The following is a 19,684-nucleotide window of genomic DNA, read 5'->3' as shown; positions in this document are numbered from 1 at the left end:
CATAAGCGACGTCTCTTGACAAATTTAATTGTCGGTGAGAGTCTGCGACCATGGACAAGGTCACTTCCAAAGACGGCACCCAGATCGCCTATGACCGCATCGGCCAGGGTCCGGCGGTCATCCTCGTCGACGGCGCGCTCTGCCACCGCGCGGCCGGGCCGAACCCTGCGCTGGCCAAGGAGCTGGCCCGCAGCTTCACCGTCTACACCTACGACCGCCGTGGCCGTGGCGCCAGCGGCGACACCGCGCCGTTCGCCCCCGAGCGCGAGATCGAGGACCTCGCCGCGCTGGTGGAGCAGGCGGGCGGCACCGCCTTCCTGTACGGCATCTCGTCGGGCGCGGCGCTGGCCATGGCGGCCGTCGAGAGCGGGCTGCCGGTGTCGAAGGTGGCCGTCTACGAGGCGCCGTTCGTGGTCGACGACACCCGGCCGCCGATCCCGGACGACTATGTGCAGCAGATCGACGAGATGGTGGCCACCGGCCGCCGAGGCCAGGCGATCAGTTACTTCATGCGCGAGGGCGTCAACCTGCCCGGCGCGATCGTCTTCATGATGCGCTTCATGCCCGCCTGGTCCGGCATGAAGGCCATCATCCACACGCTCGCCTACGACGTCGCGTTCGTGGCCGACTACGAGCGCGGCAAGCCACTGCCCGCCGCCCCCTGGGCCTCGGTCAAGATCCCGACCCTGGTGATCGACGGCGGCAAGAGCCCGGCGTGGATGCGCAACGGCATGCGGGCCTGGGCCGGCGTGCTGCCCAACGCCGAGCACCGCACGCTCGACGGCCAGACGCACATCGTCAAGGCCACGGCCCTGGCACCGGTTCTGGAAGGGTTCTTCCGATGAGATTCCGCGCCGTCGTCCAACTGAACGGCAAGACCGCCACGGGCATCGAGGTCCCCGCCGACGTGGTCGAGGGACTCGGCGGGAGCAAGCGGCCCGCCGTCAACGTCACGATCAACGGGTATGAGTACCGCAGCACGGTCGCCTCCATGGGCGGCCGGCACATGCTGCCGATCAGCGCCGAGCATCGGCAGGGCGCGGGTGTGGCCGCCGGTGACGAGGTGGAGGTCGCGCTGGAGCTCGACACCGCGCCGCGCGAGGTGGCGGTGCCCGCCGACCTGGCCGCGGCGCTCGACGGCGCTCCCGAGGCCAAGCGCTTCTTCGACGGGCTGTCGTACTCGCGCAAACTCCGTTATGTCCTGCAGGTCGAGGGCGCCAAGAAGGCCGAGACCAGGCAGCGGCGGGTCGCGGACACCATCACCAGGCTCGCCAACGGTGAGGCCTGACCGCACTTTTGCGGGTGAAATGGCGTCGTCGCCAAGTGAGTGGGCATAGGGGCGCCATGGCTGAGTTCCTGACCGACATCAAGACCATCCGCGAGCGTGCCAGGGCGGAGATCGGCAAGGGGCCGATCACCGACGCCTACGGTGCCGACCTGGAGCGCGTGATCCAGGTCTGCAACGAAGCCCTCGCCACCGAGCTCGTGTGCGTGCTCCGCTACAAGCGGCACCACTACACCGCCTCCGGGCTGCAGTCGGAGTCCGTGGCGCAGGAGTTCCTGGAGCACGCGGCCGAGGAGCAGGAGCACGCCGACAAGCTCGCGTCCAGGATCGTGCAGCTCGGCGGCGAACCCGACTTCAACCCCGACACACTGAGCTCCCGCGCCCACTCCCAGTACGACGAGAGCCGCGGGCTGATCGACATGATCAAGGAAGACCTGGTCGCCGAACGGGTCGCCGTGGCCAGCTATACCGAGATCATCCAGTGGCTGGGCGACAAGGACATCACCACCCGCCGCGTGTTCGAGGAGCTGCTCGCCAAGGAGGAGGAGCACGCCGACGACATGCAGAGCCTGCTCGAACGCATCCCCTCAGATACCTGATCCCACGCAGTCACCACTTCACGGGCAGCGAGACGAGGCCCGAGGTCAAGGAGTCGGCGCGCAGCCGGAGCTCCTCGACGGGCACCGCCAGCCGCATCCCCGGAAAACGCGGGATGAGCTGGGCGAACACCGCCTGCAGCTCGATCCGGGCGAGCGGCGCCCCGATGCAGTAGCGAGCGCCGTACCCGAACGAGACGTGACCCGCCGCCTGCCGGGTGACGTCGAAGCGCTCCGGGTCCGCGAACACCTTCTCGTCGTGGTTGGCCATGCCGATGTGCAGCAGGACCAGGTCGCCCGCCTTGACCAGGGCATCGCCGACCGCCAGATCGACGCGGGCGTATCGGGGGATGCCGCCGGTGCCGTTCACCATGGGCGTCCGCATGATCTCTTCGATCGCCCCGGTGAGCAGGTCGGGCTCGGCCAGCAGGGCCTCCCATTGCCCGGAGTTGGCCAGCAGGAACAGCGCGCCCATGCCGATCTGCACGACCGTGGTCTCGTGCCCGGCGAACAGCAGGCCCATGGCCCGCCTCGCGATCTCGTCGTCGTCCGTGTCGGGCAGCTCGGTGAGCCGGGTGATCACGTCGTCGCCCGGTTCGTGGCGCTTGAGGGCGACCATGCGTTTGCCGTACTCGTACAGGTCGGCCAGTCCCCGCATCGAGCGGGCATTGTCGGCGGTGTTGCCCGCCGCCTCCGACCAGGCGCGGAACTGGTCGCGATCCTCGTACGGCACGCCGAGCAGCTCGCAGATGACCAGGATCGGCAGCGGCAGCGCCAGCGCCTGGTGGAGATCGGCCGGCGAGCCCTGGCGCTCCAGTTCGTCGAGCAGCTGGGTGGTCAGTTCCTCCACGCGTGGGCGGAACGCCCGCATGCGTTTCGGCGTGAAGTGCGGCTGGAGCACCGACCGCATCCTGGTGTGGTCCTCGCGCTCGGTGTCGAACTCACCCATCGGGCCACCGAACAGCGCGGACTCGCCGATGCGCGCGGCCTGCTCCGGCTGGGGGTGCGAGCGGCCGAGCCGGTCGTCGTCGAGCAGGCGGCGTACCTCCTCATAGCCCGTCACCAGCCAGGCATCGTCGCCCGTCTGCGTGTGAACGCGATGCACCGGCCCCTCGGCCTGGAGCGCGCGCAACAGCGGCGCCGGCCGGAGGAGCTCGGGCTGGTCGAAGGGAAGCTTGTTTACTGGCATGTGTACAACGGTATTTGTAGACTGGAGAGTAAACAAGAGGAGCGCGCGCATGGAAACCGTCCGGCGGATGCCCCGAGCCGAGCGCCGGGAGCAGATCCTCGACGCCGCGACGCGCGCCTTCGCGGGCAGCGGCTACACGGCCACCGGCCTCGACGACGTGGCCGCCGAGGCCGGCGTGAGCCGGGTGATCCTCTACCGGCACTTCGAGTCGAAGACCGATCTCTATCGGGCGGTGCTCGACCGGGCGTGCGCGCATCTCGCCCAGCGGGTGGGGGACGCGGGCTTCACCGACCGGACGATCCCGGCGCTCATGCGGGCGGCCGAGGCGGACCCCGACGGGTTCAGGCTGCTGTTCCGGTACGCGGCCCGCGAGCCGGAGTTCCGTGACCTCGTCGACGACTTCTCCAGGGAGTCCGTCCAGATCGCCCGCGAGCATCTGGCCGCCAGGATCGCCGACCGGCAGTGGGCGGACTGGGCGGCGCGGCTGGTGTTCGCGGTGGCCATCGAAGGGGTGATCGCGTGGCTGGACGCCGGACGGCCCGATCCCGGCACGGCCGCCGAGCGTGTCTCCCGGGCCATCCACGGCGTCATCGAAGCGGCCTCCTGACCGCTCTGGAAACGGCTTTGGGTGTGACTCTTCCTCAGTAAGAGCCTGAGCTGGGCTTTTGTGGTCATGACTGGTCGATTGGGGTGCCACCTTCTACCATGGGTGCAGCCGTGTAAGGCGGTGGTGAGGGTGGGTTCGTTGCTGGAGGAACTGGCGCGGCGGGAGGGCTGGGATGACACCGGATGTGCATATCTCGCTCATGCTCGCGGTCCAGGACGCACCTGCCGCTGTTGACTGGTACAAACGTGCACTCGGCGCGACGGAACTGTGGAACCTTGGCGGCGTCGCCGGGCTGAGCATCGCCGGTGCCCCGGTTTTCGTGGGCGAGCCCGAGAACAACGGCTGGAACGCTCCGGCCATAGCCGGCACCAGGACCGTGCGAGTCGAGGTCTTCACCGACGACCCTGACGGATTCATCGAACGTGCCGTGGCAGCCGGCGCGGACGGCAGCATCGACGAGATCCGCGACCATCAGGCGCCATGGGGCGTTCACCGGCAAGGAGGCTTCGTCGACCCGTTCGGCCACCTGTGGCTCGTCGGGGACAAGTCTCCCCTGCAACGGTTTCCTGGCTAGCTGACCCTGCCAGCGCGCGGCCGACCGGGTCTCAACCGATTCACCGACCGACGGGCATGACGATCTGACCCACCTCACTCGAAACGAGCCGCACCCAGCGGCTTTGGAAACGGTGAGGAAACCGCCGCTGCGTTACACCTGTCCCGCATGACGTACCGAACATCACTCACGGCGCTGGCGTTGGCGCTGGTTCTGGCAGGGCTGGTGACGCAGCCTTCCGCGGCGGGTGCCACCAGCCCGCCGTCGGTTCAGTGGAAATCCTGCCCGGCCTACTCCGATGAGGTGATCAAGAGCCTGGGCGTGGCGGAGGAGCGGGTGCCGGACTTCCGTACCCTGATGAAGCGCCTGGAGTGCGGGACGGTCAGCGTCCCGCTGAACCACCGCGACCCCGGTGGGCGGAAGATCGACATCGCGGTGACCCGGCTGACCGCCACGGACAAGGCGCACCGGCTCGGCGCCACCGCCGTCTTACCGGGAGGGCCGGGCAACAGCGGATACCTGGACCCGATCCTGCGCTCCGCGCTCAGGAACGAGGAGATGGCCAAGCTCAACGAGCGATACGACATCATCGGCTTCGACCCGCGCGGCGTGGGGTACAGCGCCAAGGTCGCCTGCCCCATCGAGCCAGGAGGCCCGCAGGAGCCGGGCACGCTGACCAAGGAGGCGGCCAGGAAGATCTACGATGCCCAGGTCGCCGCCGGCCAGAAGTGCGGACGCTCCGACCCCGCCTTCCTCGGCCAGCTCACCACCACGAACGTGGCCAAGGACCTGGACCTGGTGCGGACCGCACTGGGTGAGCCCTCGCTCAACCTGCTCGGCTTCTCCTGGGGCACCTATCTGGGGATGGTGTACCGCAGCCTGTTCCCCGAACACACCGGACGGGCCTTCCTGGACAGCGTGGCGCCGCCGTGGACCCGTCTTGACGAGCACCTCGAGGGCGCCGCGGCGGCGGCCGAGCGTGACTTCGGACGCATGGCCGCCTGGCTGGCCCGCCGCGATGAGACCTACGGCCTCGGTACGACCGCCCGGCAGGTGCGCGAGGAGGTGGTGAAACTGGTCAGCGCGTACGACAAGAGCCCCAAGACCTACACCGACCTGCAGCGGCCCATCGACGGCGCGGCCGTCGCCGACCTGGCCAGGCGCAACTCGACCGAGTGGGCGCGGGCCGGCAAGGCGCTGGCCGAACTGCGGACGGCGACGGGCACCACCGCCCCGCCCACCGTCAAGGAGATGTTCGGCGCTCCGATGGGGGCGCCGGTGCCCGGTGCGCCGGAAATGCTGAACATGACGATGAACATGGCGGTCGCGTGCAACGAGGACAGCAGCCGGCTCAGGTTCGACCCCGCATGGCGTGACTACCAGCAGCTCGTGAAGCGCCACCCGGCGACCGGCCGGGGCTGGGGACTGGCTGTCATGTGCTCCGGCTGGCCGCTGCCGGTGCAGCAGGCCACGTTGAAGCGGGGCAGCGGGTCGCTGGTGCTGGCGGGGCATCTGTACGAGTTCATGTCCGTCTACGACTGGACGCTGCAGACGCGGCGCGCCATCGGCGGCACCGTCTACACGGTCGCCGACGACGTGCACGTGTCCACCACCCGGATACCTGAGTGCGCCGCCGACGTGGTGCGCTACTTCGAGACGGGCCGGATCGACAGAGGCTGCGCGGGCAGCCCGATCCCGAGCTGATCCCGGGCCTCCGGGCCCGGTAGCCCACCATGGACTGCCAGGCCCGATGGCTCTGCAGCGGGCCGAGGTCAGGCGTCAGAATGGGCGAACGCCTCCTGAAGGGGCGGCAACATCTGGCGGGCGTCGTACCCGGCGAACCACAGGCCGACCACGAACACGCTCACGGCCTCCAGGTATCGCGCCCGACTCAGCCCACCTGCCCGTACCGGATCGAACCCCAGATCGCTCACCAGACCGGCGACCACCTCCACGGCCCGCTCATCGTCGCCGCACAGCGGCACCCCCAGCCCGCGCCCCGCGTGGGAGGTCCATACCTCCGCGGCACACACGTTGAACGCCTTGACAACCCCCGCGCCAGGGGCCAGCCCGGCCACCCGCTCAGCCACCGCGGCCTCGGCCAGCAGGAACGAGTTCGGCGCGTTGGTGAACGCGTCAGGCTCGTAGGCGTTGGTGCAGTCGATCAGCGTCCGACCGGCCAACGCGCCGTCCGCCGCGCCGACCTCGGTGAGAATCCCGCCCACCGACAGGGCAGGTACGGCCAGCAGCAACGCCTCGCCGTGCGCCGCGGCGGCGCGCAGATCACCGCCACGGGCGCCCGACCCGATCGCCTCGGCCAGCTTGCGCGCCTTCTCCGGCGACCGTGCGCCGACCATCACCTCGTGCCCCGCCCGCGCCCAGCCCGATCCCAGCGCCTCGGCCATCTGCCCGGCCCCGAGTATGCCAATACGCATGTCTTTCCCTCTTCCTCGCCTGAACGTCAGCTTCCTGCGAAGACGGTAAGCGTGCCGATAGGCACCTCCAGGTGCCGAACGAATGCGGGAGACTGGCGCGTGTGGACCACCACGACGACTCCCCGTTCGAGCCCTACGGCGACTTCATCGCCGACTGCCCAGCCCGTCTGGCCGTGGACCTGTTCGCCCATGCCTGGCTGCCGGTGGTGGCGTTCGCCCTGAAGGACGGGCCCATGCGCCCCGGCCGGCTCCGCCGGGAGATCGGCAGCATCAGCCAGAAGGTCCTCACTCAGACCCTGCGTCGCATGGAACGCTGCGGCCTGGTCGAACGCCGACGCTATGCCGAGGCCCCGCCGCGGGTGGAGTACGAGCTGACCCAGGCGGGCAAGGACTTGCTGACGCCGATCCGCGCCCTGGGCGACTGGGCCTACCGCTATGCCGACACGGTCCTGACCGCCTACGACGACTCCGCCCGCACGGCCGGCTGACCCGCACGGCCAGGCGGGGCCATCCGCCTCCGCGTGGCTGCTAGGAGCTCTGAGCGAAGGTCTTCGCCAGCCAGGACTGCCAGGCCTGCTCCAGCGCCTGCCCGTCGATGTCGGTGTAGGCATGGTGCTCGACCACGACCGTGCCCTGACCGTGGATGAACATGTAGAGCCCGTCGGCGGTCCGCACCCCGGTGAACGCGCCCGGATCGGTGACCCACTCCACGACGCCCTCCTCCGGCGCGACCCCGTCGAGCGTGATCGTGACCCGGTCGCCCGCGGTGATGCCGCCGGTCAGGCCGAGCACGTCCTGGAAGGCGGCCGATGCCTGGGCGTGCGACGTCTGCGGGCCCCAGAGCATGAGGTTGTGCGTCGAGATCCGGCCGCGGAAGTGCTTGAGGTAGGTGGCCAGCTTGTTGAGGTATTGGAGGTCGCCGATCTTCAGCGCGTCGTACTCGGACTCCCAGTTGTCGCCGAGGAAGCCGTTGTGCACGAAGCGGAGCACCGTGCTGCCGCCCTCGCGGCCTTCGATGAGGTATTCGAACGCCATGAACGTGCCGTCTTCGGGGTTCTCGTCGCCGCAGTAGGCGAGCCGTTTGCCCGGCTCCCATGTGGTGATGGTCGAGCCCATGGTGAAGCCGCCGCCGAAGGTCTGCTTGCCCCTGCCGCCCTCGCGGGGCTCCAGCTCGCTGTGGCCCATGAACCAGGAGTCGATGCCCGGCCCTTCGGCGATCGCCTGCCAGACCTCCTCGGGTGAGGCGTCCAGCTCGATCTCGTGACTTACCTCGAACTCGTGTGGCATGACCGGCTCCTCGGTGGATGTCCCCTTCCGTGCTGTCGACACTTCCACCGACAATAGAATTTGTCAAGCATGCCATGATTGTCGGTACGGTCGCCCATGGGGGCGAGCCGACTCACTCTTGAGAGGGAGGCTGAGGATCGCCCGTCGCGGCGATCCCTTTCGAGCGGATAAATCCGAGGATTGGCGGCATATCCCGCACCTCCGAGGAGAACCGACCATGAAGAATCGCACCGCGCTCATCGCCGCCCCGCTGCTCGTCCTGGCCTACGGCGTGCTCAGAATCGTCGACGGCCTCGACGGCGTCCGCGGTCCCGGCGTCGCCTGGACCGTCGGGCACCTGGCGTTTCTCGGCGCGTTGACACTGTTTGTCCCGATATTTTGGGAAATGCGGAGCATGCTGGGGCGGTCTGCGGTCGCCAGCACGGCCCTGGTCGCGGGCGTCGTCGGGATCGGCTGCGCGGCCGCCCAGTTCACGATCGACATCATCGTCGGCTTCCTGGCGGCCGACCATGACGCGATGAGCCCCATGTTCGAGCAGGTACAGGCGGTGCCGGGCGTGTCGCTGGCCGTCTACAGCGCGGGCCCGATCCTGTTCTACGTCGCCCAGCTCGCCTTCGCCGCCCTGCTCGCCGGGCACCGGATGGTCAAGGTCTGGGTGCCGGTCGCGGTGCTGGCCGAGATCGTGCTGTCGGCGGTGAACAAGGACCTCATCCCGGTGGGCGCGGTCCTGCTGTTCGTCTCGTTCCTGCCTCTGATGGGCCGCCGCACGCCGGTGGCGCGGCACGTCCCCGCTCACGCATGAGAGACCTCCGGTAAAAGTGCGGAAAGATGAGGCACTGTGTCCGACTTGTCGCTTATTGACATCGTGCGGCGAAGGATCGGGGCGCTCCCTCACCTGTGGGTGGACGGCGCGCTCACCGCGGCGATCCTGATCGCCCAGCTCTGGCCCCTGCTGTCCAGCGACGAGCGGACCGGCGTGCCCTGGGACTGGTGGGGGTATGCGGTGGTGATCGCCGCGTCACTGCCGCTGATCTGGCGGCGACGGGCGCCGATCCCCGTACTGATCATCTGCCTGTGCACGGGCGCCCTCTACGATCTCGCCGACCACGTCGCGCGCCAGCCCATCTGGTACGGGGGGCTCGTCGCGGTGTACACGCTCGCCGCCTACTCCGGCACCTGGCAGCGGATCGTCGTGTTCGCCTTCACGATCGCCGGTGGCCTGCTCCTGGTCGGCTCGTCGGAGACCGCGCTGCGCGGGACCGTGCTGTTCGTCGCCGCGTACGCCATCGGCAGGGCCACGGCCACCTCCCGCGCCCACGCCGCCGCGCTGGAGGAACGGGCCGAACGGCTGGAAAGGGAGCGACAGGTGGAAGCGGAACGCGCCGCCGAACAGGAGCGCGCCAGGATCGCCCGCGACATGCACGACATCCTCGCCCACGCGGTAAGCCTCATGGTCGTCCAGGCCGAGGCGGGGCCCGTGGTGGTCAGGAGCGACCCGGCCCGGGCGGAGGCCGCCTTCGACGCGATCGCCGCGGCGGGGCGGGACGCGATGATGCAGCTCCGCCGGATGCTGGGTGTGCTGAAGGACGAGGAGGCGCCGCGCGCGCCCCAGCCGACCATCGACGATCTGCCCGCCCTGGCGGACCAGGTCTCGCACGCGGGGCTCCGGGTGGGGTTCGCCTCGACCGGCCGGCCGCGTCCCGTCTCGCCCGACTGCGCCGTCGCCGCGTACCGGGTCACGCAGGAAGCACTCACCAACATCGTCAAGCACGCCGGCGCGAACCACGCGGACATCCGGCTCACCTGGGAGGACGACACCTTGCTGCTCGACATCACCGACGACGGCCGGGGCCGCGCGATCAACGGGCACGGACTGCCTTCCGGGGGGCACGGGCTGATCGGCATCCGGGAGCGCGCCACCGCCTGCGGGGGCACCGCCGTGGCCGGTCGCCGCACGGACGGGCCGGGCTTCCAGGTGTCGGTACGACTCCCCCTGGCCCAGGCATGACCGGCGGTGGTTCGGACGCGCGCCCGAGCATCCGGGTCGTGGTCGCCGACGATCAGGAGCTGGTCCGGGGCGGGTTCGCGATGATCCTCGACGCTCAGCCGGACATCGACGTGGTCGCCGAGGCGGGCGACGGCGTCCAGGCGATCGCCGCGGTCCGCGAGCACGCGGCGGACGTGCTGCTGCTCGACATCCGCATGCCCAGGATGGACGGCATCGAGGCCGCCAAGATCGTGTGCGCGGAGACGGGCTGCCGGGTGCTCATGCTCACCACGTTCGACCACGACGACTATGTCTATGACGCGCTGCGGGCGGGCGCCAGCGGGTTCCTGCTCAAGGATGTGCGCCGTGATGACCTGGTCAACGCCGTACGGGTGGTCGCGGAGGGGGAATCGCTGCTGGCGCCGACGGTGACCAGGAGGTTGATCTCCGAGTTCACCTCCCGGCCGGCCGCCCGGCCCGGTGCGGCGCTGGACGTACTGACCACGAGGGAACGCGAGACGCTGCAGCTCATCGCACGCGGGCTGTCGAACGCGGAGATCGCGCAGGCCATGGTGGTCAGCGAGCACACCGTGAAGACGCACGTCAGCAATCTGCTCGCCAAGCTCGGGCTGCGTGACAGGGTGCAGGCGGTGATCACCGCCTACGAATCGGGCCTTGCGGTGCCGGGTGCGTAATACGTGGCCGGACGGGGTAGGCGGGGACGTATTCGACCGACGACCCGGGAACGGCCCTAACAGTGGATGAAACACCCTTCCAGGTGATGCAATGGGCCGACCCGCTACCCGCTATCACCGAGGAGGCCCGTTGAGAGACAACCTCGACCTCGCCGCGAGCGCCCAGCAGCTGGCCGACGCCGCGCCGGCGGGCTCGCTGGACCGCGCGGCGGCCGCGTCCGTGGCCATCACGCTGGCCACCACGCGCGACGTCATCCAGGCCAGGCAGACGCTCGACGGACTCGCACCGCAGGACGTACGCCAGGCGGCGCTGACGCTCTTCGAGGAGCTCTCGGAGAGCTGACCGGACCGACCCCCTTACCGACGCCGCACCCAGCGGGGACGAGCGGCGTCTTGAGCGTGCCCTTTCACGAAATGATGCCGAGGCGAGCCCGTACGCCCCGGCGCGCCCATTCGACGGCCTGGCGGTCGCCGTGCAGTTGCAGGGCGTGGTTCAGCGACATGACCAGGCCGGTCAGCTCGAACACCAGCTGATCGGCATCGGTGCCCCCCGGCAGGTCCCCGGCGGCCACGGCCCGCCGCGTCTCCTTGAGCAGCCGCGCCCGCCAGGTGTCGAACCGGGCCTCCACCGCGTCCCGCACCGCCCCCGCGCGCCCGTCGAACTCATGGGCCGCGGCGACGAAGAAGCAGCCGCCGGGAAAGACCCCGCGCTCCAGGTAGGAGATCCAGGCCTCGCAGAGCGCCCGCAACCGTGGCATTCCAGGCTCGATCCGTACGACGGGCTCCCAGACCTCCGCGCGGAACACCTCGCCCGCCCGCTCCAGCACCGCCAGTTGCAACGCCTCTTTCGCACCGAAGTGCCCGAGGACACCGGACTTGCTCATGCCGAGCTCGGTCGCGAGACGGCCGATGGTCAGCCTTTCCAGCCCCTCGACGGAGGCGATGCCGACCGAGCGGTCGAGGATGGCGAAGCGGGTGCCGAGGGCCTCCGCCACGGATCTACGCGGACTCATCGGCCCACTTTAGCGTCCGAACGGTCGGTTGCTATAGTCCGGCCCATGAACGGATCACGCATGGTCGCCACCGGCCACTACCAGCCCGCCAAAGTGCTGACCAACGACGACCTCGCCGCCATGGTCGACACCTCCGACGAGTGGATCACCAAGCGGGTCGGCATCCGTACCAGGCGCATGGCCGGGCCGGAGGAGGGCGTGACCGAGCTGGCCGGACACGCGGCGGCCAAGGCGCTGGCGGGCAGCGGGCTCGACGCGTCCGACATCGACCTCGTGCTGGTGGCCACCTGCACTCAGACCGAGAGAGCCCCGAACATCGCCTCCCGCGTCGCCGCCAAGCTCGGCGTGCCGGACGCGGCCGTCATGGACCTGGGCGTCTCATGCTCCGGCTTCACCCACGCGCTGGCCATGGCCGACCACACGATCAGGGCGGGTGCCGCCACGCACGCGCTGGTCGTGGGTGTGGACAAGATGACGGACGTGACCGACTGGAGCGACCGTACGACGTGCGTACTGACCGGCGACGGCGCCGGAGCCGCGGTGCTGAGCGCGGCGGCGGAGCCGGAGATCGGGCCCGTCGTCTGGGGGTCGGCCCCCGAGCTGGGCGATGCGGTGCGGATCGGCGGCACGCCCACCCGGTTCGCCCAGGACGGCCAGACCGTCTACCGCTGGGCCACCACGCGGCTGCCGGACATCGCCCGGCGCGCGTGCGAGCGTGGCGGCGTCCAGCCGGAGGAACTGGCGGCCGTGGTGCTGCACCAGGCGAACCTGCGGATCATCGAGCCGATCGCGCAGAAGATCGGCGCGGTCAACGCGATCGTGGCCCGTGACGTGGTCGAGTCGGGCAACACCTCGGCCGCGAGCGTCCCGCTGGCGCTGTCGAAGCTGCTGGAGCGGGGTGAGGTGCGGCGGGGGGCGCCGATGCTGCTCTTCGGGTTCGGCGGGAACCTGTCGTACGCGGGCATGATCGTCCACTGCCCGTGAAGCGTTCGATATAGTGAACCTATGGTTCATCATATCGGAGCACAGAACGCCCTCTACCTGGAGGACACCTACCTCACCAGCGTCGACACCAGCGTGACCGCGACCGGATACGACGAGACCGGTGGCAAGTGGGTCGCGGTGCGGCACAACATCTTCCATCCGCAAGGCGGCGGCCAGCCCGCCGACCGCGGCCGGCTGGGCGAGTGCGAGGTCGTCCCGGTACGCCATGCCGGGACCGGCCTCGTGGTGCTCCACGCGGCCGAGAGCCAGGGTGCCGGGCTGGACGGCCTGTCCGAGGGCGATGTCGTTCGCGCGCGCATCGACGCCGACCTGCGCCTGCTGCATGCCGCGCTGCACACCGCCGGCCACCTCGTCGAAGCGGCGGGCCGGCCCGAAGGCTGGACGCTGGCCGGCAGCAACCACTTCCCCGGCCAGGCCCGCGTCGAGCTCACCCCGCCCGAGGCCGGCTCGCGGCTCGCCGATGGCGAGGAGAGGGAGAAGGCCGCCGACCGGCTGCGCGTGTTCGTGGCCGCGGCCATCGCCGACGACCTGCCGGTCACCGCCGAACTCGACGACGAGGGACACCGCGTCGTACGGCTCGGCGACATGCACGCCGCCCCCTGCGGCGGCACTCACGTGCGCAGCCTCGCCGACCTGCGAGAGGTGACGATCTCCGCCGTGAAGCTGAAGAAGGGCCGCGTCCGCGTCTCCTACACCGCCGCGCACAGGTCGTCGCGATGAGCGCCCCTGGCCGGGACCGCCGTCCGACCAGCAGTGCCGCCGCCGCTGCCGGTGCCCAGATCCAGCGCCGCCGGCAGCAGCGCGGCATGAGCCAGGCCGAGCTGGCCCGGCGGACCGGGCTGAGCAAGGCGACGCTGTCACAGCTGGAGGCGGGCATGGGCAACCCCACCATCGACACCCTGGACTCCATCGCCGTCGCCCTGGCCATCCCGCTCACCGACCTGCTCATCCGCCACGGCGACCCCGGCACCGTGCACATCGCCTCGACGATCGCCGGCCAGGACGAACCCACCCGCGAACTGCTGCGCCGCATCAGCGGCGGCCACAGCCTGGAGATCTGGCGACTGCGCCTCCCACCGAACACCACCGTCGACGGCATCCCCCACGCCCCCGGCACGACCGAGCACCTCCTGGTCTCCTCCGGCAGCCTCCTCGCAGGTCCGGCCGACGATCTCCGCCGCCTGGCGGCCGGCGACATGCTGGCCTTCGCCGGAGACGCCCCGCACCGCTACCGCACCGACGACATCCCCGCCGACGTCACCGTCGTCATCGCCTCCCCGGTCGCCGGCTGAGAAGCCGGACGGTTCGGCGCCCTCCGCGCGGTGCGCGTACCCAGATCGCGAGGCGTCGCGCGCTGACGCTAGCGTTGGAGGGGAGGAGAGGGGTTCCGTTGTCAGTCGTGAAGATCAACGTCCTGACCGTGCCGGCGGAGATGCGGGAGGAGCTGGAGCGACGCTTCTCCAACCGGGCGGGCATGGTGGAGTCGGCCGACGGGTTCGAGTGGTTCGAGCTGCTCAGGCCGGTCGAGGGCACCGACCAGTACCTGGTCTACACCCGCTGGCGCAGCGAGGACGACTTCCAGACGTGGCAGCAGGGTCAGGCCTTCCAGCGCGGGCACGCGCAGGCCCAGGCCGCCCAGGGGCACGGCCACGGCCAGGGGCCCGCCGCTTCCGGATCGCAGGTCTGGTCGTTCGAGGTCGTCCAGAGCGCCGCCCCCAAGAGCTGACCCTCATCGGGCCGAGGCCGATCATTAGCCGATCCTTCAGTTGACATGCAAGCATCCACTTGCCTATGGTGCGGCATGTGGGTGACGTCTTCAAGGCCCTGGCCGATTCCACGCGCCGGACGATCCTCGACGAGCTGACCGACCGCAACGGACAGACGCTCTTCGAGATCTGCGCCCGGCTGACCACCAAGCATGGGCTCGGTTCGTCGCGGCAGGCGATCTCGCAGCATCTCGACGTTCTCGAGGCTGCCGGCCTGGTCGAGACCAGGCGTGAGGGCCGGTACAAGTTCCACTACATCAACACCACGCCGCTCGAACCGATCATCGAGCGGTGGCTCACCAAGCCCGAAGGGGACCGGCATGAGAATCCACCTGGCGAGCGTGTTCGTTGACGACCAGGAGCAGGCGCTGCGCTTCTACACCGAGGTGCTGGGGTTCGTGAAGAAGCACGACATCCCGCTCGGCGAGCACCGGTGGCTGACCGTGGTGTCGCCGCAGGACCCGGACGGCACCGAGCTGGTGCTCGAACCCGGCGCCCACCCGGCGGTCAATCCGTTCAAGGAGGCGCTCGTCACCGACGGCATCCCCTTCACCTCTTTCGCCGTCGACGACGTCAAGGCCGAGTACGAGCGGCTCCGCGGCCTCGGCGTGCGCTTCACCCAGGAGCCCGTGGACATGGGGCCGGTGACCACCGCCGTGCTCGACGACACCTGCGGCAACCTGATCCAGATCGCTCACCAGGCCGGCTAACCGCTCCCTGCGAGGCCGCTCTGGTACGCGATGATGGCCAGTTGGGTGCGGTCGCGGGCGGGCAGCTTGGTGAGCAGCCTGCTGACGTAGGTGCGTGCGGTCTCGGGGCTGATGAACAGCTCGGCGGCGATCTCCTGGTTGTTCAGGCCGCGCCCGATCGCGGCCAGGACCTCGCGTTCGCGGCCGGACAGGCCTTCGACCAGCTCCGGCCTGGTCCGCGGGTGCGCCGAGGCGGCGGCGCGCATGACCTTCTCGGTGATCGACGGCGCGAGCAGCGATTGGCCGCCGGCCACGAGGCGGATGGCATCGCGCAGGTCCTGCGGCTTGATGTCCTTCAGGAGGTATCCGGAGGCGCCCGAGCGGATCGCGTCCAAGACGTTCTCGTCCTCGTCGAACGTGGTGAGCACGATGATCCGGACGCTGTCCAGGTTGGGGTCGTCGAGGATGCGCCTGGTGGCGGTGATGCCGTCGAGCACGGGCATGCGGATGTCCATGAGCACGATGTCGGGCCGGTGCGCGCGTACCGAGTCGACCGCGCTCTGGCCGTCGCCGGCCTGGGCCACGACGGCGATGTCTCTGTCGTGTTCGGCCAGCGCGCGCAGGCCCGAGCGCAGCAGCGGCTCGTCCTCGGCGATGACGATCCTGATCATGTACGGGGCTCCCGGGTCAGCGGCAGCCGGGCGCTCACGGCGGTGCCGGACGTCGACGACCTGCTGGTGCTCAGTGCGCCTCCCAGGAGGGCCGCCCGCTCGCGCATCCCGGCGATGCCGCGCCCGCCCACGCTCGGCTCGGTTGTCGCCTTGCCGTCGTCGCCGATGGTCAGGTAGAGCGTGTCGTCTTCGATCCTGGTCGTGACGGTGAGGGTGGTCGCGCCGGCGTGCTTGATCACGTTGGTCACGGCCTCCTGGGCGATGCGGTGGGCGGCGGTGGCGATCGTGGGTGGCACGCGCGCCGGGTCGGCGGCCAGCTCGGCGCGCGTGGCGAGACCGGCTTGCCGGGCGGTCTCGATGATGGTCTGGATGCCTTCCAGCGTGTGGGGCGCGCGATCGCCGTGGCCCGTCCGCGCCGGGGAGTGCAGCATGGACACGGTGGCACGGAGTTCGCGCAGAGATCGCGTGGTGGCGTCGGTCACGTTGGACAGCGATCGGGTCACTGTGGCGTCGTCGCGCCCGACGGCCTCGCCGGCGACGTTGGCGTGCACGGTGACGACAGCCAGGGCGTGCCCGATCGTGTCGTGCAGGTCGCGGGCGATGCCGATGCGCTCCTCCTGCATGGCGCGTTCGAGGCGGTCGCGTTCTCGCTCGCGTTCCAGAGTGATGATGACTTCCTGTTGCTCGCGCAGCTGGTGGCGGCTTCGCACGGTTGAGGCGAGTGCGATCGCGCAGGCGATCAGTGCGGCGTTGGTCAGCAGGTCGTAGGACAGAACGTCGCCCGGCTGGTGCTCGTTGACGGCTCGGAAGAAGGCGGACACGGCCAGCAGTACCACTCCCGCGCCCAGTGGCCACCGGATGTTCCTGCGTTCGGCGGCGAAGTAGAGCGCTGCGGCGGCGGGGGCGGCCATGCCGATCGGTGGATAGTCCATGGCGTAGTAGGTGAAGATGCCGAGAATGGTCGTCGTGAGCACCGCGAGTGGGGCGGCTCGGTGCGCGAGCAGCAGGACGCCGAACCCACTCGCGAAGGCGTAAGCGCCCCACCCGCTGTAGCCGCTGCTCGGGGCGCCGACCGCGATGATGAGCGAGATCGCGAACGTCTGTCCACAGGCGACGAGGGTCAGGAACACCCAATCCGGGACGCCGTCAGCGTCCTGGGGTCGTCCGTGCTGGAACATGCGATCCGTCCTGCTCTGATATGCCTCGCCTGTCCCGTCCTAGTCTGCGGCCTGGTGCGCGGCGGGTCGGGCCGGACCGCGCAGATGTCGCTTCTCGACGTACAAACGGGCCGCGAAATGACGCTTGAGGGGCGATGCGCGGCGGGACCACGCGTTCGTACGTTCGACCGCATGACGTCGAACCAGCAACCTCCGGAGTCCCTTCTTCATTCGCTCAACTGGCTGCTCATTGTCGGTCTGGCGGGCATCGCACTCATTCGGCCGCTGTTCTCCATCGTGGGCCTGTCGGACGCGCTCGGAAAGCCGGCGACGCCGATCGTCCTGACGGTCGCGATCTCGCTGGCCTGGATCCTCATCGTCGGGCTGACCAAGGTGCGCAGGCCCGTGCTGACGCTGGTGCTCGCCGGCCTCCTGTACGGGGTCGTCGCCATCGCGACCAGCGGTCTGGCACTGCGCGGCCCCCTCGTCGTGATCTTCGGCAGCGTGTCCATCCTCATCACCAACCTGATCTGGGGGGCGGCCTGCGGCCTGCTCGCGGTGCTGCTACAGCGCCTGCGCGGGGTGCGTTGATGTTGTCCAGACGGGCGCTGCTCAGGCTCGGCGCCGCCGAACGATGGATCATCCGCTCGCAGAACGTCGAGCACCCCATCCACATCCACCTGGCCCCGTTCCAGGTCGTCGGCAAGGACGGCAACGACGATCCCGGGCCGTTCAACCACGGTTGGAAGGACACCGTGAACCTCGACAGCGGCGGGCGGGCCGAGATCCTCATCCGGTTCGACGGCTTACGGAGCCGGAGCGTCGCGCAAGTGGTCGGCCAGTCTCTCCAACTGCTCGGCGTAGTAGTCGCCGAACTCAGGTGAGCCCGGGTCGAGGCCGCAGGCGGCACGGACGAGCTGCGGGAAGGCGATCCCGGCCGCGGCCATCCCGAACAGCGCCACCATCAACGCGGCCGGGTCCAGGTCGGCGGGGAACTCCCCGGCCTCCTGGCGGGCGCGCAGATGCTCCAGGTCGCGCCGCACGTCTTCGGCGAGGGCGGGATCGGGCGGGCCGTCGTCGGTGAGCCCCTGCCAGAGCATCAGCTTGCCGAACTCGCGGCGGCTGGAGTTGGCGCGCGCGTAGCCCGCGACGAGCCGGCCCAGCGACGATCCCCGGTCGGCGAACACGCTCTCCTCGCTCTGCCAGCGGGTGTTCAGCGCGCGGAAGAGCCCCTCCTTACCGCCGAAGTAGTAAGAGATCAGCTGCTTGTTGACCCCGGCCCTGGCCGCGATCTCGCCGACCCGCGCCCCCGCGAACCCCTTGGCCGCGAACTCCTCCAGCGCCGCCTGCAGGATGCGGGCCTTGGTGCGCTCCGGGTCGCGCTGCTTCTCCTCCGGCTCTCGTCTCATGTCCGGACTTTATCATCCATCCGGATGGTTGACAGAATTATCCGTACGGTTGATAGTCGTGGACATGACAGAGCACATCGCGATCATCGGTGGCGGGGTCGGCGGCCTCTGCCTCGCCCAAGGACTGCTCAAGGCCGGCAAGCACGTCACCGTCTACGAGCGGGACCGCACCCCGGCCGACCGGCTGCAGGGCTACCGGGTGCACATCGACCCCAACGGCGCCCGCGCCCTCCACGACTGCCTGCCGGCGGCACTCTGGCAGGCGTTCCTCGCCACGACCGGGCATGGTGGTCAGGACTTCGGCTTCCTCACCGAGCGCCTCAGGACGCTGGCGCTGATCGAGACCCCGCCCGCGGCCGACCCGGTCGACGACCACCACTCCGTGAGCCGCATCACGCTCAGGCAGGTGCTGCTGAGCGGGCTGGAGGAGGTGGTGCGGTTCGGTAAGACGTACGAGCGCTATGAGCGGCTGCCCGACGGGCGCGTCGAGCTGTTCTTCGCCGACGGGTCCAGCGACACGGCCGACATCGTGGTCGCCGCCGACGGCGGCAACTCGCGGGTGCGCAAGCAGTATCTGCCGCACGCCGAACGGGTCGACACCGGCATCACCACGGTGGCCGGCAAGTTCCCGCTCACCGACGAGACCAGGGCGCTCATCTCCCGGCGGCTCGTCGAGGGGCCGAACACCGTCGTCCCGCCCAAGGGCCTCGGCCTGTTCTGCGCCCCGCACGACCTGGGCGACGTGGCGCCGGTCGGCGCCATCGGGGCGACCGAGCAGCGGGGCGCGCTGATGGACAACGCCGGCAGCTACATCCTGTGGGCCGTGGGCGCCACCAAGGACCGCTTCCCCGCCGACGTCGCCGTGCTGCCGGGCGTCCGGCTCAAGCAGGCGGTGGCGGGGATGGTCGAGTCCTGGCATCCCGACCTGCGCAAGCTGATCGACCTGTCGGACCCCGACACGGTCTCGCTGCTGCCGATCCGTACCTCGATCCCGATCGAACCGTGGCCGGCCACCACCATCACACTGCTCGGCGACGCCATCCACAGCATGACGCCGATGCGCGGCATCGGCGCCAACACCGCGCTACGCGACGCCCGCCTGCTCTGCCTGGCGCTGACCGGCGGGCGGGACACGGTCGAGGCCATCGCGGACTACGAGGAGCGGATGCGCGAGTACGGCTTCGCGGCCGTGCGGGACTCGCTCCGGGCGGCCGAGCAGTTCATCGGCGAGAGCCGGGCCGCCAGGATCGGCTTCAAGACGTTCCTGCGTACGGTCCAGCGCTTCCCGTCGCTCAAGGCGAAGGTCTTCGCGTGAGCGCCGTACCGTAGGGGGCGAGGCT

The 19,684-nt window shown here is 69.9% G+C and carries 27 protein-coding genes; 20 read left to right on the top strand and 7 right to left on the bottom strand.

What is annotated here, in order from left to right:
• Nucleotides 1–50 precede the first annotated feature (50 nt).
• The 3 genes from KME78_RS06445 to KME78_RS06435 are packed head-to-tail and all read left to right on the top strand — an operon-like array spanning nucleotide 51 to nucleotide 1,884.
• Nucleotides 51–845, top strand: coding sequence for an alpha/beta fold hydrolase (locus tag KME78_RS06445; RefSeq protein ID WP_219527845.1), 795 nt, complete (start codon nucleotides 51–53; stop codon nucleotides 843–845).
• The gene (locus KME78_RS06440) at nucleotides 842–1,288 is read left to right on the top strand and encodes a DUF1905 domain-containing protein (protein WP_219527844.1); all 447 of its coding nucleotides are present in this window, start codon (nucleotides 842–844) and stop codon (nucleotides 1,286–1,288) included. Before KME78_RS06445 ends, KME78_RS06440 begins: the two co-directional genes overlap by 4 nt.
• Before the next feature lie 56 nt (nucleotides 1,289–1,344).
• Nucleotides 1,345–1,884, top strand: coding sequence for a ferritin-like domain-containing protein (locus tag KME78_RS06435; RefSeq protein WP_219527843.1), 540 nt, complete (start codon nucleotides 1,345–1,347; stop codon nucleotides 1,882–1,884).
• Between the two features lie 10 nt (nucleotides 1,885–1,894).
• Here KME78_RS06435 and KME78_RS06430 read toward each other — a convergent pair whose 3' ends face one another.
• A complete protein-coding gene (locus KME78_RS06430) occupies nucleotides 1,895–3,070 on the bottom strand; it encodes a cytochrome P450 (protein ID WP_219527842.1) in 1,176 nt (391 codons plus the stop codon).
• Nucleotides 3,071–3,119: 49 nt separating this feature from the next.
• Between KME78_RS06430 and KME78_RS06425 the strand changes: the two genes are divergently transcribed.
• From KME78_RS06425 to KME78_RS06415, 3 genes are all read left to right on the top strand, one after another.
• Nucleotides 3,120–3,677, top strand: a complete 558-nt coding sequence (locus KME78_RS06425) for a TetR/AcrR family transcriptional regulator (protein ID WP_219527841.1) — start codon at nucleotides 3,120–3,122, stop codon at nucleotides 3,675–3,677.
• 172 nt (nucleotides 3,678–3,849) lie between these two features.
• Complete coding sequence (locus tag KME78_RS06420; RefSeq protein ID WP_219527840.1) at nucleotides 3,850–4,251, top strand: VOC family protein; 402 nt, start codon at nucleotides 3,850–3,852, stop codon at nucleotides 4,249–4,251.
• A gap of 147 nt (nucleotides 4,252–4,398) precedes the next feature.
• Complete coding sequence (locus tag KME78_RS06415) at nucleotides 4,399–5,934, top strand: alpha/beta fold hydrolase (RefSeq protein WP_219527839.1); 1,536 nt, start codon at nucleotides 4,399–4,401, stop codon at nucleotides 5,932–5,934.
• 68 nt (nucleotides 5,935–6,002) lie between these two features.
• Here the strand turns inward: KME78_RS06415 and KME78_RS06410 are convergent, their stop codons facing one another.
• On the bottom strand, nucleotides 6,003–6,665 hold the full coding sequence (locus KME78_RS06410) for an NADPH-dependent F420 reductase (protein ID WP_219527838.1): 663 nt from the start codon (nucleotides 6,663–6,665) through the stop codon (nucleotides 6,003–6,005).
• Between the two features lie 101 nt (nucleotides 6,666–6,766).
• On the opposite strand from KME78_RS06410, the gene KME78_RS06405 reads away from it, so the two are divergent.
• Nucleotides 6,767–7,153 carry a winged helix-turn-helix transcriptional regulator gene (locus KME78_RS06405; RefSeq protein ID WP_308126830.1) on the top strand — a complete coding sequence of 129 codons (387 nt, stop codon included), beginning with the start codon at nucleotides 6,767–6,769 and terminating at the stop codon, nucleotides 7,151–7,153.
• 40 nt (nucleotides 7,154–7,193) lie between these two features.
• Here the strand turns inward: KME78_RS06405 and KME78_RS06400 are convergent, their stop codons facing one another.
• Entirely contained in the window at nucleotides 7,194–7,952 is a 759-nt protein-coding gene (locus KME78_RS06400; protein ID WP_219527837.1) for an SRPBCC family protein, read from the bottom strand.
• A gap of 217 nt (nucleotides 7,953–8,169) precedes the next feature.
• On the opposite strand from KME78_RS06400, the gene KME78_RS06395 reads away from it, so the two are divergent.
• From KME78_RS06395 to KME78_RS06380, 4 genes are all read left to right on the top strand, one after another.
• Nucleotides 8,170–8,754, top strand: a complete 585-nt coding sequence (locus tag KME78_RS06395; RefSeq protein WP_219527836.1) for a hypothetical protein — start codon at nucleotides 8,170–8,172, stop codon at nucleotides 8,752–8,754.
• A 36-nt stretch (nucleotides 8,755–8,790) separates the two neighbouring features.
• Nucleotides 8,791–9,960, top strand: coding sequence for a sensor histidine kinase (locus KME78_RS06390; protein WP_219527835.1), 1,170 nt, complete (start codon nucleotides 8,791–8,793; stop codon nucleotides 9,958–9,960).
• On the top strand, nucleotides 9,957–10,634 hold the full coding sequence (locus KME78_RS06385; RefSeq protein ID WP_219527834.1) for a response regulator: 678 nt from the start codon (nucleotides 9,957–9,959) through the stop codon (nucleotides 10,632–10,634). Before KME78_RS06390 ends, KME78_RS06385 begins: the two co-directional genes overlap by 4 nt.
• Before the next feature lie 130 nt (nucleotides 10,635–10,764).
• Entirely contained in the window at nucleotides 10,765–10,977 is a 213-nt protein-coding gene (locus KME78_RS06380) for a hypothetical protein (protein WP_219527833.1), read from the top strand.
• A gap of 64 nt (nucleotides 10,978–11,041) precedes the next feature.
• Here KME78_RS06380 and KME78_RS06375 read toward each other — a convergent pair whose 3' ends face one another.
• Nucleotides 11,042–11,647 (bottom strand): TetR/AcrR family transcriptional regulator, encoded by a 606-nt coding sequence (locus KME78_RS06375; RefSeq protein WP_219527832.1) that lies wholly within the window; start codon nucleotides 11,645–11,647, stop codon nucleotides 11,042–11,044.
• Between the two features lie 45 nt (nucleotides 11,648–11,692).
• On the opposite strand from KME78_RS06375, the gene KME78_RS06370 reads away from it, so the two are divergent.
• From KME78_RS06370 to KME78_RS06345, 6 genes are all read left to right on the top strand, one after another.
• Nucleotides 11,693–12,631: a beta-ketoacyl-ACP synthase III gene (locus tag KME78_RS06370; protein WP_219527831.1), complete on the top strand. Its 939-nt coding sequence runs from the start codon at nucleotides 11,693–11,695 to the stop codon at nucleotides 12,629–12,631.
• 21 nt (nucleotides 12,632–12,652) lie between these two features.
• Nucleotides 12,653–13,372 carry an alanyl-tRNA editing protein gene (locus tag KME78_RS06365; protein WP_219527830.1) on the top strand — a complete coding sequence of 240 codons (720 nt, stop codon included), beginning with the start codon at nucleotides 12,653–12,655 and terminating at the stop codon, nucleotides 13,370–13,372.
• Entirely contained in the window at nucleotides 13,369–13,944 is a 576-nt protein-coding gene (locus KME78_RS06360; RefSeq protein ID WP_219527829.1) for a helix-turn-helix domain-containing protein, read from the top strand. Before KME78_RS06365 ends, KME78_RS06360 begins: the two co-directional genes overlap by 4 nt.
• Before the next feature lie 98 nt (nucleotides 13,945–14,042).
• A complete protein-coding gene (locus tag KME78_RS06355; RefSeq protein ID WP_219527828.1) occupies nucleotides 14,043–14,378 on the top strand; it encodes an antibiotic biosynthesis monooxygenase family protein in 336 nt (111 codons plus the stop codon).
• 65 nt (nucleotides 14,379–14,443) lie between these two features.
• Nucleotides 14,444–14,770, top strand: a complete 327-nt coding sequence (locus tag KME78_RS06350) for an ArsR/SmtB family transcription factor (protein ID WP_219527827.1) — start codon at nucleotides 14,444–14,446, stop codon at nucleotides 14,768–14,770.
• Nucleotides 14,739–15,128, top strand: coding sequence for a VOC family protein (locus KME78_RS06345; protein WP_219527826.1), 390 nt, complete (start codon nucleotides 14,739–14,741; stop codon nucleotides 15,126–15,128). The genes KME78_RS06350 and KME78_RS06345 overlap by 32 nt, the downstream gene beginning before the upstream one ends.
• On the opposite strand, the gene KME78_RS06340 is transcribed toward KME78_RS06345, so the two are convergent.
• Both KME78_RS06340 and KME78_RS06335 read right to left on the bottom strand, forming a co-directional pair.
• Nucleotides 15,125–15,778 carry a response regulator gene (locus KME78_RS06340; RefSeq protein WP_219527825.1) on the bottom strand — a complete coding sequence of 218 codons (654 nt, stop codon included), beginning with the start codon at nucleotides 15,776–15,778 and terminating at the stop codon, nucleotides 15,125–15,127. The two genes, KME78_RS06345 and KME78_RS06340, sit on opposite strands and share 4 nt — an antisense overlap.
• On the bottom strand, nucleotides 15,775–16,956 hold the full coding sequence (locus KME78_RS06335; protein WP_219527824.1) for a sensor histidine kinase: 1,182 nt from the start codon (nucleotides 16,954–16,956) through the stop codon (nucleotides 15,775–15,777). The genes KME78_RS06340 and KME78_RS06335 overlap by 4 nt, the downstream gene beginning before the upstream one ends.
• A 171-nt stretch (nucleotides 16,957–17,127) precedes the next feature.
• Between KME78_RS06335 and KME78_RS06330 the strand changes: the two genes are divergently transcribed.
• Nucleotides 17,128–17,526, top strand: a complete 399-nt coding sequence (locus tag KME78_RS06330) for a hypothetical protein (protein WP_219527823.1) — start codon at nucleotides 17,128–17,130, stop codon at nucleotides 17,524–17,526.
• A complete protein-coding gene (locus KME78_RS06325) occupies nucleotides 17,526–17,819 on the top strand; it encodes a multicopper oxidase domain-containing protein (protein WP_219527822.1) in 294 nt (97 codons plus the stop codon). Before KME78_RS06330 ends, KME78_RS06325 begins: the two co-directional genes overlap by 1 nt.
• On the opposite strand, the gene KME78_RS06320 is transcribed toward KME78_RS06325, so the two are convergent.
• Nucleotides 17,742–18,344 carry a TetR/AcrR family transcriptional regulator gene (locus tag KME78_RS06320; protein ID WP_219527821.1) on the bottom strand — a complete coding sequence of 201 codons (603 nt, stop codon included), beginning with the start codon at nucleotides 18,342–18,344 and terminating at the stop codon, nucleotides 17,742–17,744. The genes KME78_RS06325 and KME78_RS06320 overlap by 78 nt on opposite strands.
• Nucleotides 18,345–18,408: 64 nt before the next feature.
• Here KME78_RS06320 and KME78_RS06315 point away from each other — a divergent pair, with 64 nt between their 5' ends.
• Complete coding sequence (locus KME78_RS06315; protein WP_219527820.1) at nucleotides 18,409–19,659, top strand: FAD-dependent oxidoreductase; 1,251 nt, start codon at nucleotides 18,409–18,411, stop codon at nucleotides 19,657–19,659.
• Nucleotides 19,660–19,684 lie beyond the last annotated feature (25 nt).

The sequence above is a fragment of the Nonomuraea guangzhouensis genome (assembly GCF_019396345.1).
Taxonomy (GTDB): domain Bacteria; phylum Actinomycetota; class Actinomycetes; order Streptosporangiales; family Streptosporangiaceae; genus Nonomuraea; species Nonomuraea guangzhouensis.
The sequence above is the reverse complement of the archived record's forward strand: the minus strand, read 5'-3'. Positions and strand labels throughout refer to the sequence as shown.